Annotated in this window: 12 protein-coding genes and 1 tRNA gene; 7 read left to right on the top strand and 6 right to left on the bottom strand. The window is 65.2% G+C overall.

Features of this window, described 5'->3' with window-relative positions:
* Positions 1–208 (bottom strand): malonate decarboxylase acyl carrier protein (locus AOQ71_RS48045; RefSeq protein WP_245316956.1); only part of this gene is annotated, 208 nt, incomplete at its 3' end.
* Positions 209–215: 7 nt separating this feature from the next.
* Positions 216–1,862, bottom strand: coding sequence for a malonate decarboxylase subunit alpha (gene mdcA, locus AOQ71_RS17830; protein WP_057748580.1), 1,647 nt, complete (start codon positions 1,860–1,862; stop codon positions 216–218).
* 194 nt (positions 1,863–2,056) lie between these two features.
* On the opposite strand from mdcA, the gene madL reads away from it, so the two are divergent.
* From madL to AOQ71_RS17815, 3 genes are read left to right on the top strand one after another with little or no spacing between them, the layout of a single operon-like run.
* Positions 2,057–2,491: a malonate transporter subunit MadL gene (gene madL / locus AOQ71_RS17825; protein WP_057748577.1), complete on the top strand. Its 435-nt coding sequence runs from the start codon at positions 2,057–2,059 to the stop codon at positions 2,489–2,491.
* A complete protein-coding gene (gene madM / locus AOQ71_RS17820; protein ID WP_057748574.1) occupies positions 2,488–3,252 on the top strand; it encodes a malonate transporter subunit MadM in 765 nt (254 codons plus the stop codon). The genes madL and madM overlap by 4 nt, the downstream gene beginning before the upstream one ends.
* Entirely contained in the window at positions 3,253–3,984 is a 732-nt protein-coding gene (locus AOQ71_RS17815) for a GntR family transcriptional regulator (RefSeq protein WP_057748571.1), read from the top strand.
* A 1,316-nt stretch (positions 3,985–5,300) separates the two neighbouring features.
* Here AOQ71_RS17815 and AOQ71_RS17810 read toward each other — a convergent pair.
* The 3 genes from AOQ71_RS17810 to AOQ71_RS17800 all read right to left on the bottom strand — a co-directional run bounded on the left by AOQ71_RS17810 (position 5,301) and on the right by AOQ71_RS17800 (position 7,558).
* Positions 5,301–5,375 (bottom strand) — tRNA-Val (locus tag AOQ71_RS17810).
* A gap of 160 nt (positions 5,376–5,535) precedes the next feature.
* The gene (locus tag AOQ71_RS17805) at positions 5,536–6,831 is read right to left on the bottom strand and encodes a coiled-coil domain-containing protein (RefSeq protein ID WP_057748568.1); all 1,296 of its coding nucleotides are present in this window, start codon (positions 6,829–6,831) and stop codon (positions 5,536–5,538) included.
* A 118-nt stretch (positions 6,832–6,949) separates the two neighbouring features.
* Positions 6,950–7,558 carry a DUF1134 domain-containing protein gene (locus AOQ71_RS17800; protein ID WP_057748565.1) on the bottom strand — a complete coding sequence of 203 codons (609 nt, stop codon included), beginning with the start codon at positions 7,556–7,558 and terminating at the stop codon, positions 6,950–6,952.
* A gap of 141 nt (positions 7,559–7,699) precedes the next feature.
* Here AOQ71_RS17800 and AOQ71_RS17795 point away from each other — a divergent pair, with 141 nt between their 5' ends.
* Positions 7,700–8,185 (top strand): YHS domain-containing (seleno)protein, encoded by a 486-nt coding sequence (locus AOQ71_RS17795; RefSeq protein ID WP_057748732.1) that lies wholly within the window; start codon positions 7,700–7,702, stop codon positions 8,183–8,185.
* Here AOQ71_RS17795 and AOQ71_RS17790 read toward each other — a convergent pair.
* Complete coding sequence (locus AOQ71_RS17790) at positions 8,179–9,006, bottom strand: 3'(2'),5'-bisphosphate nucleotidase CysQ family protein (RefSeq protein WP_057748562.1); 828 nt, start codon at positions 9,004–9,006, stop codon at positions 8,179–8,181. The two genes, AOQ71_RS17795 and AOQ71_RS17790, sit on opposite strands and share 7 nt — an antisense overlap.
* A gap of 176 nt (positions 9,007–9,182) precedes the next feature.
* Between AOQ71_RS17790 and chpT the strand changes: the two genes are divergently transcribed.
* The 3 genes from chpT to AOQ71_RS17775 all read left to right on the top strand — a co-directional run.
* Positions 9,183–9,836, top strand: a complete 654-nt coding sequence (gene chpT / locus AOQ71_RS17785; protein ID WP_057748559.1) for a histidine phosphotransferase ChpT — start codon at positions 9,183–9,185, stop codon at positions 9,834–9,836.
* A gap of 193 nt (positions 9,837–10,029) precedes the next feature.
* Positions 10,030–12,849: a hybrid sensor histidine kinase/response regulator gene (locus tag AOQ71_RS17780; protein ID WP_057740847.1), complete on the top strand. Its 2,820-nt coding sequence runs from the start codon at positions 10,030–10,032 to the stop codon at positions 12,847–12,849.
* A 23-nt stretch (positions 12,850–12,872) separates the two neighbouring features.
* Positions 12,873–13,320 (top strand): chemotaxis protein CheW (locus AOQ71_RS17775; protein ID WP_057740849.1); only part of this gene is annotated, 448 nt, incomplete at its 3' end.

Raw genomic sequence — 13,320 nt, 5'->3', positions numbered from 1 at the left:
GGCGGGCGACGAAGTCGCGGACCACGGCGTCCCACACCGTACCAAAGCCATCGGCCGCCGTTGCGATGTCGATGGTGCAGATGTCAGGCGGAAGGCCGCGCTCCAGCAGCACCTCGAGATTGCCGGAGGCGACCACGCCGACGATGGCCTGCGTGCGCGTGCCGCCGGCGGATCTGGGTGCAGTCAGTCTGAAGCTGAGCTTTTCCATGCAAATCTCACCAGTTGCGGAAGCGGCTCGGCGGGCGGTAGAGGCCGCCGGAGGCCAGCATGAGGTCCTTGATCGAGCGGGCCGCCAGCAGATTGCGGTCGGCGTCGAGTGGATCGATGCCGAGATCCTCGGGGCGCTGGATCACGCCGCGCTGCCGGAGCTGTTCGACCAGCTTCGCATCTCGCGCGCGACCGATGTCGGTGTAGCCGGCCACGCCGCGGATCGCCTGCTCGCGCTCGTCCTTGCTGCGGCACATCAGGAGGTTGGCGATGCCTTCCTCGGTGACGATGTGGGTGACATCGTCGGAGTAGACCATCACCGGCGCCAGATCGAGGTCGAGCTTGTGCGCCAGCTCGAGCGCATCGAGACGCTCGACGAACAAAGGCGTGTTGCGCTCGCCAAAGGTCTCGCCGATCTGCACCACCAGCTTGCGGCCACGACGCAGCGCCGCGTTGGTATCAGGAGCGGCTTCGGCGCCGGCCTTGAGCCAGGGTTCGCTCGGGTGGCGGCGGCCGCGCGGATCGGAGCCCATGTTGGGCGCGCCGCCGAATCCGGCGATACGGCTGGTCGTCACCGTCGAGCTGTGGCCTTCGAGATCGATCTGCAGCGTCGACCCGATGAACATGTCGCAGGCATAGAGGCCCGCGGTCTGGCAGAAGGCGCGGTTGGAGCGCAGCGAGCCGTCGGGCCCGGTGAAGAAGATGTCGGAGCGCGCCGCGACGTAATCCTCCATGCCGACTTCCGAGCCGAAGCAATGGATCTGCTCGACCCAGCCGGATTCGATTGCCGGAATCATCGTCGGATGCGGGTTGAGCGCAAAGTGCGTGCAGACCTTTCCCTTGAGCCCGAGCTTCTCGCCATAGGTGGGCAGCAACAGTTCGATCGCGGCGGTGTTGAAGCCGATGCCGTGATTGAGCCGGCGCACGCCATAGGGCGCGTAGATGCCCTTGATGGCCAGCATCGCCGTCAGGATCTGGGTCTCGGTGATGGCGGCCGGATCGCGGGTGAAGAGAGGCTCGACATAAAAGGGCCTGTTAGCCTCGACCACGAAATGTACGAGGTCGCCGGGGATGTCGACGCGCGGCACCTTGTCGACGATCTCGGTGACCTGCGCCACGACGAGACCGTTCTTGTAGCTGGTCGCCTCGACGACGGTCGGTGTGTCCTCGGTGTTCGGTCCCGTATAGAGATTGCCGTCCTTGTCGGCGCTGACCGCCGCGATCAACGCAACGTTCGGCGTGAGGTCGATGAAGTAGCGCGCGAACAGCTCGAGATAGGTATGGACGGCCCCGAGCTCGATCTTGCCGCCGAACAGCATGCGCGCGATGCGCGCCGATTGCGGGCCCGAATAGGAGAAGTCGAGCCGCCGCGCGATGCCTTTCTCGAAGATGTCGAGATGGGATGGCAGCACCACGCCAGACTGCACCATGTGCAGGTCGTGAACATCCCGGTGGTCGAGGTTCGCGAGCGCCGTTGCGAGGATGTCGGCCTGCTTCTGATTATCGCCCTCCAGGCACACCCGGTCGCCCGACCGGATCACCGCCGCCAGCAACGCGGGAAGGTTCGGGATCGGGACGACCTTTCCTTTGGCGTGCTGCCGGCCGGCAGCCCGCCGCTCACCGAGGGCAGCCTTTTGCATACCCCAATCGCTCATTTTGGCTCCTTGGCATGCGGGAAGTAGCTTCGAAGGTACCGAATGTATTCGTATTGCCTTTAATTGTCAATTGGCGTATACGTGTAGCCATAAGCGAGGGATATTCGCATACACAGGAGGGAATTTATGATGCGAATGCATACAGAGCGCCCAACTCCCGGGCCCCGTGCTCCATCCGCAGGCGGGAGGCGTCCGTGACCATTTCCGGTGTCGCGCTCCTCGCGATCTGCACCCTGCTGGGGGGCCTGCTCGGCGACCTTCTCGGCGTCGCCCTCGGTGTGAGGGCCAATGTCGGCGGCGTCGGCATTGCGATGATGTTCTTGATCGCTGCCCGGCTTTGGCTGGTGCGGCACAAGCTGCTCAGCCATGGCCTCAAGACCGGCGTCGAGTTTTGGGGCAGCTTCTACATTCCGATCGTGGTCGCCATGGCCGCGCAGCAGAACGTCGTCGCCGCAGCAAAAGGCGGTCCAATCGTGATCATCGCCGGCGCCGGCGCGGTCGCGGTGTGTTTCGCGATGGTGGCGCTGATCGGAAAGCTCAGTGGCCGCGTCGAGACCATGGACGAGATCGAGGCCCGGGAAGCGCTCGAGGCGAGCGTGCCGCACTTCAAGTCCGGGAGGGTCGCATGACTATGATTTCTCATGTTCTCGCTGCAAATTCGCTGATCACCGCCTTCGCCGCCGTCGGGATCCTGATGTGGATCTCGGGAGCGATCTCGAAATATCTCACCTTCGGACGCATCCACGGCTCGGCGATCGCGATCATGCTGGGGCTGCTGCTGGCCTTTTTCGGCGGCATCGCGACCGGCGGTGAAAAGGGCGTCGCCGATCTGCCCGCGTTGACCGGGATCGGCCTGATGGGCGGCGCGATGCTGCGGGACTTCGCCATCGTCGCTACTGCCTTCGAGGTCGATGTCGTGCATGCGCGCAAGGCCGGATTGATCGGTGCGGTCGCGCTCGGATTGGGCACGGTCGTGCCGTTCATCCTCGGCGTATTCGTCGCCGCAGTGTTCGGCTACACCGATGCGATCTCGCTGACGACGATCGGCGCGGGCGCGGTCACCTACATCGTGGGGCCGGTCACGGGGGCCGCGATCGGCGCATCTTCGCCGGTCATTGCGCTCTCGATCGCGACCGGTGTATTCAAGGCGGTGATCGTCATGATCGGTACGCCCTTCGTGGCGAAGATGATCGGCCTCAACAATCCGCGCAGTGCAATGGTGTTTGGGGGCTTGATGGGAACGGTGAGCGGCGTGTCCGGAGGGCTGGCGGCGACGGACCGGCGTCTGGTGCCCTATGGTGCGCTGACGGCGACATTTCACACCGGGCTCGGGTGCCTGGTCGCCCCCTCGATCCTTTACTTCGCGGTGCGTGCGATCACGGGAGGCTGAATGGCGGAGATACTGAAGGTCGCAGTCGGCGCGGAAGACGATGGGGGACTGCTCTCCGATCGCATCCGCAATGCGCTCACCGACGAGATTGCGTCCGGTGCGCTCGTTGCCGGCTCGGCTTTGGAAGAGCAGCAGCTTGCCGATCGCTTCGGAGCATCCCGTACACCGGTGCGGGAAGCTCTCCGGCAGCTCGTCGTCAGCGGACTTGTCGAGGTACGTGGCCGGCGCGGCGTAGTCGTCGCGCGGATGACACCTGAGCGGATCATGGACATGTTCGAGACCAGCGCCGAGGTGGAAGCCATGTGCGTCCGCCTCGCGACCTTCCGCATGACACCACTGGAGCGCAGTCATTTGATCGAGCTGCACGAGAGCTCGCTCGCGATGGTCGAAGCCAATGATGTCGATGCCTATGATGCCTTCAACCGGACCTTCCACGAATGCATCTACAGCGCGACGCACAACTCGTTCATGGCCGAGCAGGCGCAGGATGTCCGGGCACGGCTCAGCGCATTCCGCCGTACCCAGTTGCGGCAGGGCGATCGCATTCGCAAGTCGCGCGACGAGCACGACGCCATCATGCAGGCGATCGCGGAGGGGGACGGCGATACAGGCTCGCGCAGAATGCGGGCCCATATGCTGAACGCCGCCGCGGCGCTACGGCGCTACATCGATGATCGGTTTGGCCGTGATGGACCGCCGAGCATCGGCGACGGCCCCTTGCCACACGAGTAGTGGATTGGAAAAGCCTCCGCTCCCGGCGACCAGCAGCTCACCCAGGTCTACATCCCGGGCCGGGCGAGGCTCGCCTAACGAAGTGCGCTAATCTTGGTGACACATAGCGCTCCGTTGTCTCGGTGACTCCCTTACTACGGTTTTGTGCGCTGGTCTGACAGGCGCTTGGCGGCACGAACCTTGGACCTCCCGTGTGTCGATCAGGAGGTCGGTGGTTCGAGCCCACCCAACTGTACCACTGTTGCGGATAACTCCGCATTCTCAGCATCTTATTGATAGACCAGCAGGATTTGTGCCGCCTAAAACACAAAAGGCGCTACAAATGGCATTGCGTATGCTCGGTTTGAACAGAGCTGCTGATGGTCGGTGGTTTGCTCGCAAAGGCATCCCCGAGGACGTTCGCGAGGACTACCAACGGCTCTACAGGACCAAGCGCGAAGCCCATCTCAAACTAGCGGCCGACACTCCCAAGCACGAAGCGAAGGTACGCCTTGGTGAATGGGAAGCTGAGGTCGAAACCCGCATCGCCACGGTAGCGTCACCCAAACAGTGCGCACTGGCCCACATATCCGCCTCGATAAGATCAACCGGCGCGAAGCAACGCAGCTCGGCTCGAACGTCGAGGTTCCGTCCGAAACGCATGGCGCATGGCTGAAGAACCATCACTAGAGTAGATCTCACAGGACCTTCGGCTGAGGCATGAGCATGGCCGTGTGCTGGAGCCAAGCCGTGCTCCTGAGCCATTGCGGCCGACCGCCCCCGCTCGGGTGAAGGAGCCTTCGCGACAGCCAGAACCGCCGCGCAAATAAGGCCGCATCAGTTGGCAGCCTCTGTCTCAAAAACTGCGTATAGCGCCGCACCGGCCAGGCGGCTCGAAGCCGGCGCATAACAAGCCGATGCAAACAACGGGAACTGATCAGCTGCTGTGCCTCCGGCGGCGATGTTTCGTCTTCAACCGCGGCCTGTCCGCACTGCGGCTCGCGCGAGCCGTCCGGGGCTCATGGCAAATACCCCAAAAGAGCGCGCCTGCACCGGATCGAGGAGAAAAACGGTTAGACCCTGATCGTGATGATGGGCCTGTGCTCGGGGATCGGCTTCTTCTGCGGCGCATGATGATCGGCGCGCTCGGCGCCTTCGGTCAGGCGCTGCAGCCGTGAGGAACATTGCGCGGAGATGTGCGGGCCAACGTTTTCTACGGACGGATGGAAGCCCGGCGATGCGGATCACGATAGCGGTGTGCCCAGATTGTGCCCCGGCGTTTTCGGGGCACGCGGCTAGGGAAGCGGCTCTCTAAATATTTGAATTTGTGAGATTAATGGTGGGCGCACAAGGGATCGAACCTTGGACCTCTCCCGTGTGAAGGGAACGCTCTCCCGCTGAGCTATGCGCCCGGGACCATCATGCAGACGGCCGGACTTTTCGGCCGGCCGGCGCATCGGAGCCCGCGATTTAGAAGTGCGGGCTATCAGTGTCAAGTTTTCAGGCGGCCCTAGGGGCGGAAAACCTTCCAATGGTGCCACAATTCGGTGGCGCGGCCGGATTTTGGGCCGCTTACGCGCCCTGCTGACGGGCGCGGGAGGCATGGGCCTGGAGCGCACGGATGCGCTCGGCCAGCGTTCCACCGCCTTCGGGCAGCGGGCTTGCTGCGCCATTGGTGGCGACGCCATTGGCCGGGCGCGGCGCGGGCTTCGGCGGCTGGCCGGCTTCGGCGGCCAGCAGCGCCTCGATCGGCGAGTTCGGGCCCTCGAGCTGCATCGCGAGTTTTGCGACCTCGGCGGCGATGTCGTTGATGCGCTCGCGCAGAAGCGCGTTCTCCATGCGCTCGGTCGCCCAGGAGCTCTCGGCCTGCTGCTGGATCGCATTGACGTCGCGCTGCAGTTTCGCGCGCTCGTCGCGGGCGGTGCGCAGCTGCTCTTCCAGCGCGGCCTTCTCGGCGCGCAGCGTCTCCATCGCGGCCGATGATTTGCCGCCGCTCAGTGCGGCGATCTCGACCCGCAGCTCCTTGATGGTGCGCTCGGCGCCCTCGTTGGTCTGGCGCAGCTGGTTGTTCTCGTATTCGCGCTCGGCCAGCAGCTTGCCCTGCGTGGCGAGGCGGCCTTCGAGGTCGGCAACGCGGCCCGAGAGCATCTCGGCTTCCTTGACCTGCACGATCAGCTGGCGATCGAGCTCGGTGACGCGCTGGCTCAGATTCTCGACACGGCCGCGGGCCTCGCCAAGCTCGCGCGAGACGGTTTCGGATTCGCTGCGCTCCTGCGCCAGGCGCGCCTGCGTCGCGGCAAATTCCTTCTCGGCATCGCCGACCCGGTTCTTCAATTCCTCGATCTGCGCGCGCACCGCGACCAGCTCGACCTGGCGGCTCTCCGCCATCATCGAGCGGTCCGACAGTTCGGAGTTGATCTTGGCGAGCTCGCCCTGCTTGTTGCTCAGCGCGATCTCGGCCTCGCGCAGCGCTTCGCTCTTGGCGTTGAATTCCTCCTCGGTCGCGCGCAGCTGCTCCTTCACCGCCTTCTCGCGCGCCTCGAGCGCGAAGATCGTGGCGTTCTTCTCGCCGAGCTCGATCTTCATGCGATTGATGGCGTCGGTCTTCTTGCCGAGCTCGGCGAGCTGGCTGGTGGTCTTGTTCTTGAGCTGCTCGACGCTCATCTCGAGCCGCCGCGCCGACATGGCGAACTCGGCGCGGAGCTGGTCCTTGTCGGCCTGGATCTCCGCCATCGACAGCGGCGTTGCCGCCTCGAGCCGGCGCGTGGTCAGGCGCACCGCGCGGTTATGCACCAGCGGCACGATGGCGAGCCCGCACAGCATCGACAGCAGGAAACCGATCGCCAGGTACATGATCGGTTCGACCATGGGTCAGAGCTCCAACAGACAAGGGAAAATTTACCAAGGACAATGCATGGCGGGCCGGCAAAAAGCCAGCCCTGCCCTGTTGTTAACGTGAATCCGGAAGCCGGATCGGGGGAGAAGCCTAGAACGGGTTCCAGGTCGCCCGCGGCGTGTATTTGAGGTAGCCGATATTGGCGCCGAGGCGTAGGCCGAGGCCGGAGCGGATCGGCACCAGCACGATGTTGTTGGCGGTGAGCGCCGTCATGCCGAAGCCGCCGATGATATAGGCCGAGCCGTCGATGCCGGCGAAGCGCTGGTAGATCGCATTGGTGGCGGGCAGGTTATAGACCAGCGTCATGGTGCGCGCGCCGTCGCCGCCCCAGTCGAAGCCGAGCGAGGGACCCTGCCAGTAAACGCGCAAATCGCCGGCGTTCTTGGTGTAGAGTGTGCCTTCGCCGTAGCGCAGCCCAGCGACGAAGGCGCCGGAGCCTTCTTCGCCGAGGATGTAGCCGTTCGGCAGGCCCCATTGGCTGACCGCCTTCTCGATGATCGAGGCGAGCCCGCGCGAGACATTGCCGAAGAAGCGATGGCCGGCGGTGACGAGCTCGTCCGGTCCATAGGTATTGGGAGTCGGGGTCCGCTGCGGTGGTGGCAGGTCCGGGGGCGGCGCGGCCGTCTGGGCGGAAGCCGGCACGGTCCAGCCAGCCAGCGCGATGAGCGCCGCTGCGGCAAGGCGTGATGCGAAAGTCATAAAAGAACCCCTGATATCGATCCCGGTCCGCTTCCCTTAACCTGATGCTATTAGGCACGGCTCTAGGTTGGTCCGGATGACCCCTCGACTCGAATGTTATCCGCAGCAACTATGACGGCACAACGGCAGGAAGATAGCCCTTTGCGCCCCGGAACTGCCTTGATCGGCGGTCTGGTCTGCCTGCTGGCGTGCATTTGGCTCGGCCTGTCCGGGTTACCTGCACAGGCCGCCACCACCGAGCGGATTGTCGTCAATCGCTTCTCCGGCGTCGCCATCGAGGGCTTCGACCCCGTGGCCTATTTCGTTGACGGCGGAGCCGAGCAGGGGACGGCGCAGTTCGAGGCCAATCTCTGGGGCGCGGTCTGGCGCTTCCGCAACGACGGCAACCGGGCGGAGTTCCTGTCCCATCCCGAGATCTATGGCCCGCAATTCGGCGGCTATGATCCCGTCGACATCGCCCGCGGCGTCACGATCGCCGGCAATCCCCGCTTCTTCGTGATCGCGGCGCAGCGGCTTTATCTGTTCAGCCGGGAAGACAATCGGGACGCCTTCACCGCCGACCCCGAACGATTCCTGTATGAAGTCGGCAAGCGCTGGCCGGCGCTGCAGGACAAGCTCAGTCAGTAGGTCGTTACCGCTTCGGCATCGCCCCAGGCGACGAAGTCGGGGATGATGAAGCCGGTGTTGCCGCGCTCGCCGAACCGGAGCTCGCCGCCTTTGCCGTCGGTCACCTTGCCGCCGGCGGCCGTCACCACCGCGCAGCCCGCCCCGACGTCCCATTCGCAGGTCGGCCCGAAGCGGGGGTAGATGTCGGCACTGCCCTCCGCGATCCGGCCGAACTTGACGGCCGAGCCGCAGGTCTTTCTGACGGCGTTGGGCCTGCTATCGATGAAGGCTTCGCTCTTGGGGTCGCCATGCGAACGGCTCACCGCCGCGATCCAGGGCTCGCCAGGCCCGGGCAGCTTGCGGGTCCGGATCGGCTGGGCGGCACTGACGGTGGTGCCGTCGAACCTCACGCGCTCGGCGCCGCGCCCGACGATGCCGCGCCAGAGCACCCCGAGCGCGGGCGCGCTGACGATGCCGAGCAGCGGCACGCCCTCGGTGACCAGAGCGAGATTGACGGTGAACTCGTCGCGGCCGGCGACGAATTCCTTGGTGCCGTCGAGCGGATCGATCAGGAAGAAGCTGCCGCGAAACGGCGGCGAGGCGAGATGGGTCCGCTCCTCCGACAGCGTCGGCACGTCGTTCGCAAGCCGGGCGAGGCCCTCGGCAATGATTCGGTCGGCGGCGAGGTCGGCCTCGGTGACAGGCGAGCCGTCCTGCTTGCCATCGACCCGCATCGCGGAGCGGTTGACGGCCAGGATCGCCTCGCCAGCCTGCACCACCAGCGCGGTCAGGGGCTCCATCAGCCTACCAGCGGCCTCGCCGTCGATGATCCTCACCTGCATGCCTCATTCATCGGCAAGTTTGCCTCTGTTCACGTGATTCGCCCGTGTCCCCTTATGGCCGCTTCGAACCTATCGCAAGCTTCCTGCCACGGGCCGGCGAATGATAGAACCCGCAGCGACAGTCCAGGCCATGCGTGATTCGCCGCGTCCGCGCCGTGCAATTCCAGGAACCCTCTATGTCTGACGCTCCGTCTTCGGCTACCGCTTCTGCTCCCGATATGCTCGAACTCGCGGCCCTTTTGTGCTCGCGGGTCTGTCACGATCTCATCAGCCCGGTCGGCGCCATCGTCAATGGGCTTGAGGTGCTCGATGACGATCCCAAGCCCGAGGACCGCGAATTCGCGCTCGACCTGATCCGCAAGAGTGCCAAGACCGCCTCCGCCCGCCTGCAGTTCTGCCGTCTCGCCTTCGGCGCGGCCGGCTCCTCCGGCGCGCAGATCGACCTCGGCGATGCCCAGACCATGGCGAAGGGCCACATCGAGGACGGCAAGTGCACGATCACATGGAATCTGCCGCGGCTGCTGCTGCCGAAGAACCGCGTCAAGCTGCTGCTGAATATGCTGGTCGTGTCTCAGCACACGATCCCGCGCGGCGGCTTGCTGACGGTCGATCCGATCGGCGAGGGCGCGGCGATGAGCTTCCGCATCACCGCGACCGGGCACAACGCGCGCCTGCCGCAGAACATCTCCGAGCTCTTGAGCGGCGAGCGCGGCCCGGCCGCCGATGCTCATGCGATCCAGCCTTATTACACGCGGCTGTTGGCGCAGGCCTGCGGGCTCAGCGTGACGCTCAAGCTGGAGGGCGAAGCCGTCATCGTTACCGCTTCGTAAACGCGCGCTGCGCCCTTAGTTAACCGATCCTTGACGAGGCGCTTCGGCTTGTCCGGAGCGCCTTATCTCTTTGTTGGTTCCGTTCTTTTGCACATACTCAACCAATATTAAACGCTTTGCGGTGAAGCTGGCCCCATTCCGATCTGGCGCATCACGTCTCGTGCGCGCCCTCCCTGTATGAAGGCCTGTTTTCATGGATGATCTGTTGCGGGAGTTTCTGACGGAGACCAGCGAGAGCCTGGACACCGTCGACAATCAGCTGGTGAAGTTCGAGCAGGAGCCGAACAACGCCAAGATCCTGGATAACATCTTCCGCCTGGTCCACACCATCAAGGGCACGTGCGGCTTCCTCGGGTTGCCGCGGCTGGAAGCGCTGGCGCATGCCGGCGAGACCTTGATGGGCAAATTCCGCGACGGCATGCCGGTGACCGGCCAGGCCGTGACGGTGATCCTGTCCTCGATCGACCGCATCAAGGAGATCCTGGCCGGCTTGGAGGCGACCGAAGCCGAGCCTGAAGGCAACGACCGCGATCTCATCGACAAGCTGGAAGCGATGGTCGAGCAGGGCATGGCCGCGATGTCAGGCTCGGCGCAGCCGATGCCGGCTGGCGGCTCCGCTCCCGTTGCTGACGCCCCGCCGCTGGTGCCGGAAGCGCCGCCTGCTGCTGCGCCCGCACCCGCCAAGGAGATGACCACGGGCTCGCTGGTCGACCAGACGCTGGAGCGTCCGCTCCGTCCGGGCGAGGTCTCGCTCGACGAGCTCGAGCGCGCCTTCCGCGAGACCGCGATCGAAGCGCCGGTGCCCGCGCCCGTTGCCAAGGCCGAAGTGAAGGCCGAAGCGAAGGCCGAGCCAGCTCCTGCCGCCGAAGCGCCGAAGGACACCAGGGCGCCCAAGGAGAAGGCCGCGCCGAAGAAGTCGATGGCCGACGAGAGTGCGAGCGAGGGCGAGCGCATCGCCAACCAGTCGATCCGCGTCAACGTGGATACGCTGGAGCATCTGATGACCATGGTCTCCGAGCTGGTGCTGACCCGCAACCAGCTGCTGGAGATCTCCCGCCGCAACGAGGACACCGAGTTCAAGGTGCCGTTGCAGCGCCTCTCCAACGTCACCGCCGAGCTGCAGGAAGGCGTCATGAAGACGCGCATGCAGCCGATCGGCAATGCCTGGCAGAAGCTGCCCCGCATCGTCCGCGACCTCTCGAGCGAACTCGGCAAGCAGATCGAGCTGGAGATGCACGGCGCCGACACCGAGCTCGACCGCCAGGTGCTCGATCTGATCAAGGACCCGCTCACCCACATGGTGCGCAACTCCGCCGATCACGGCCTGGAAACCCCCGCCGAGCGGCTCGCTGCCGGCAAGGGCGAGCAGGGCACCATCCGCCTGTCCGCCTATCACGAGGGCGGCCACATCATCATCTGCATCGCCGACAACGGCCGTGGCCTCAACACCGAGAAGATCAAGGCCAAGGCGCTCTCTTCAGGTCTCGTCACCGAGGCCGAGCTGGAGAAGATGAGCGAAGCCCAGATCCACAAGTTCATCTTCGCGCCGGGCTTCTCAACCGCGGCCGCCATCACCTCGGTCTCGGGCCGCGGCGTCGGCATGGACGTGGTCCGCACCAATATCGACCAGATCGGCGGCACCATCGACATCAAGTCGGTGGCCGGTGAAGGCTCCTCCGTCACCATCAAGATCCCGCTGACGCTGGCGATCGTCTCCGCCCTGATCGTGGAAGCCGCCGGCGACCGCTTTGCGATCCCGCAGCTCTCGGTGGTCGAGCTGGTCCGGGCCCGCGCCAACTCGGAGCACCGCATCGAGCGCATCAAGGACACCGCGGTGCTGCGCCTGCGCAACAAGCTGTTGCCGCTGATCCACCTGAAGAAGCTCTTGAAGATCGACGACGGCGCGGCCAGCGATCCCGAGAACGGCTTCATCGTGGTCACGCAAGTCGGCAGCCAGACCTTCGGCATCGTCGTCGACGGCGTGTTCCACACCGAAGAAATCGTGGTCAAGCCGATGTCGACCAAGCTGCGTCACATCGACATGTTCTCCGGCAACACCATTTTGGGCGATGGCGCTGTCATCATGATCATCGACCCCAACGGCATTGCCAAGGCGCTCGGCGCCGCCGGCTCCTCGGCCCATGACATGGCCGACGACAACAGCGCCCATCACATCGGCTCGGGCGAGCAGACCACCTCGCTGCTGGTGTTCCGCGCCGGCTCGTCGCAGCCCAAGGCGGTCCCGCTCGGTCTCGTCACCCGCCTGGAAGAGCTCCCGGCCGACAAGATCGAGTTCAGTAACGGCCGCTACATGGTGCAGTACCGCGAGCAGCTGATGCCGCTCGTCTCCATGGACGGCGTCACCATCGCCTCCCAGGGCGCCCAGCCGATCCTGGTGTTCGCCGATGACGGCCGCTCCATGGGCCTCGTCGTCGACGAGATCATCGACATCGTCGAGGAGCGCCTCAACATCGAGGTCGGCGGCTCGGCTTCCGGCATCCTCGGCTCGGCCGTGATCAAGGGCCAGGCCACCGAGGTGATCGACGTCGGCCACTTCCTGCCCATGGCGTTCGCCGACTGGTTCACCCGCAAGGAGATGAAGCCGTCGATGCATTCGCAGTCGGTGCTGCTGGTCGACGACAGTGCCTTCTTCCGCAACATGCTGGCCCCGGTGCTGAAGGCCGCCGGCTACCGCGTCCGCACCGCGCCGACCGCGCAGGAGGGCCTGGCTGCCCTGCGTGCGCAGAGCTTCGACGTGGTCCTGACCGACATCGAGATGCCCGACATGAACGGGTTCGAGTTCGCCGAAGTGATCCGCTCCGACAGCAATCTGGGCTCGATGCCGATCATCGGCCTGTCCGCCCTGGTGTCGCCGGCCGCGATCGAGCGCGGCCGTCAGGCCGGCTTCCACGACTATGTCGCCAAGTTCGACCGTCCCGGCCTGATCGCGGCGCTGAAGGAGCAGACCGCGGGCGCCGCCGGCGCCTCCGAGCTGAGCCGGGCCGCGGCATAGGGCAGGGACCAGGAGACACCGAAATGAGCAAGAAGACGCAAATTGGCGAAGGCGCCATGGTCGAATACGTCACCGCGATGATCGGCGGCCAGCTGTTCGGCCTGCCGATCTCCCGCGTCCAGGACGTGTTCATGCCCGAGCGCGTCACCCGCGTTCCCTTGTCCTCGCGCGAGATCTCGGGCGTGCTGAACCTGCGCGGCCGCATCGTCACCGTGGTCGACATGCGCGCCCGTCTCGGCCTGCCGAGGGACGAGGACGGCAAGACGGCGATGGCGGTCGGCGTCGATCTGCGCGGCGAATCCTATGGCCTCTTGATCGACCAGATCGGCGAGGTGCTGCGCCTGCCCGAGGACGGCAAGGAAGAGAACCCCGTCAACCTCGACCCCCGCATGGCCAAGCTCGCCGGCGGCGTCCACCGTCTCGACGGCCAGCTCATGGTCGTCCTCGACGTCGATCGCGTCCTCGAGCTCG

It is taken from the genome of Bradyrhizobium manausense (assembly GCF_001440035.1).
GTDB lineage: Bacteria > Pseudomonadota > Alphaproteobacteria > Rhizobiales > Xanthobacteraceae > Bradyrhizobium > Bradyrhizobium manausense.
This window is presented reverse-complemented; position numbering and strand designations above follow the sequence as displayed.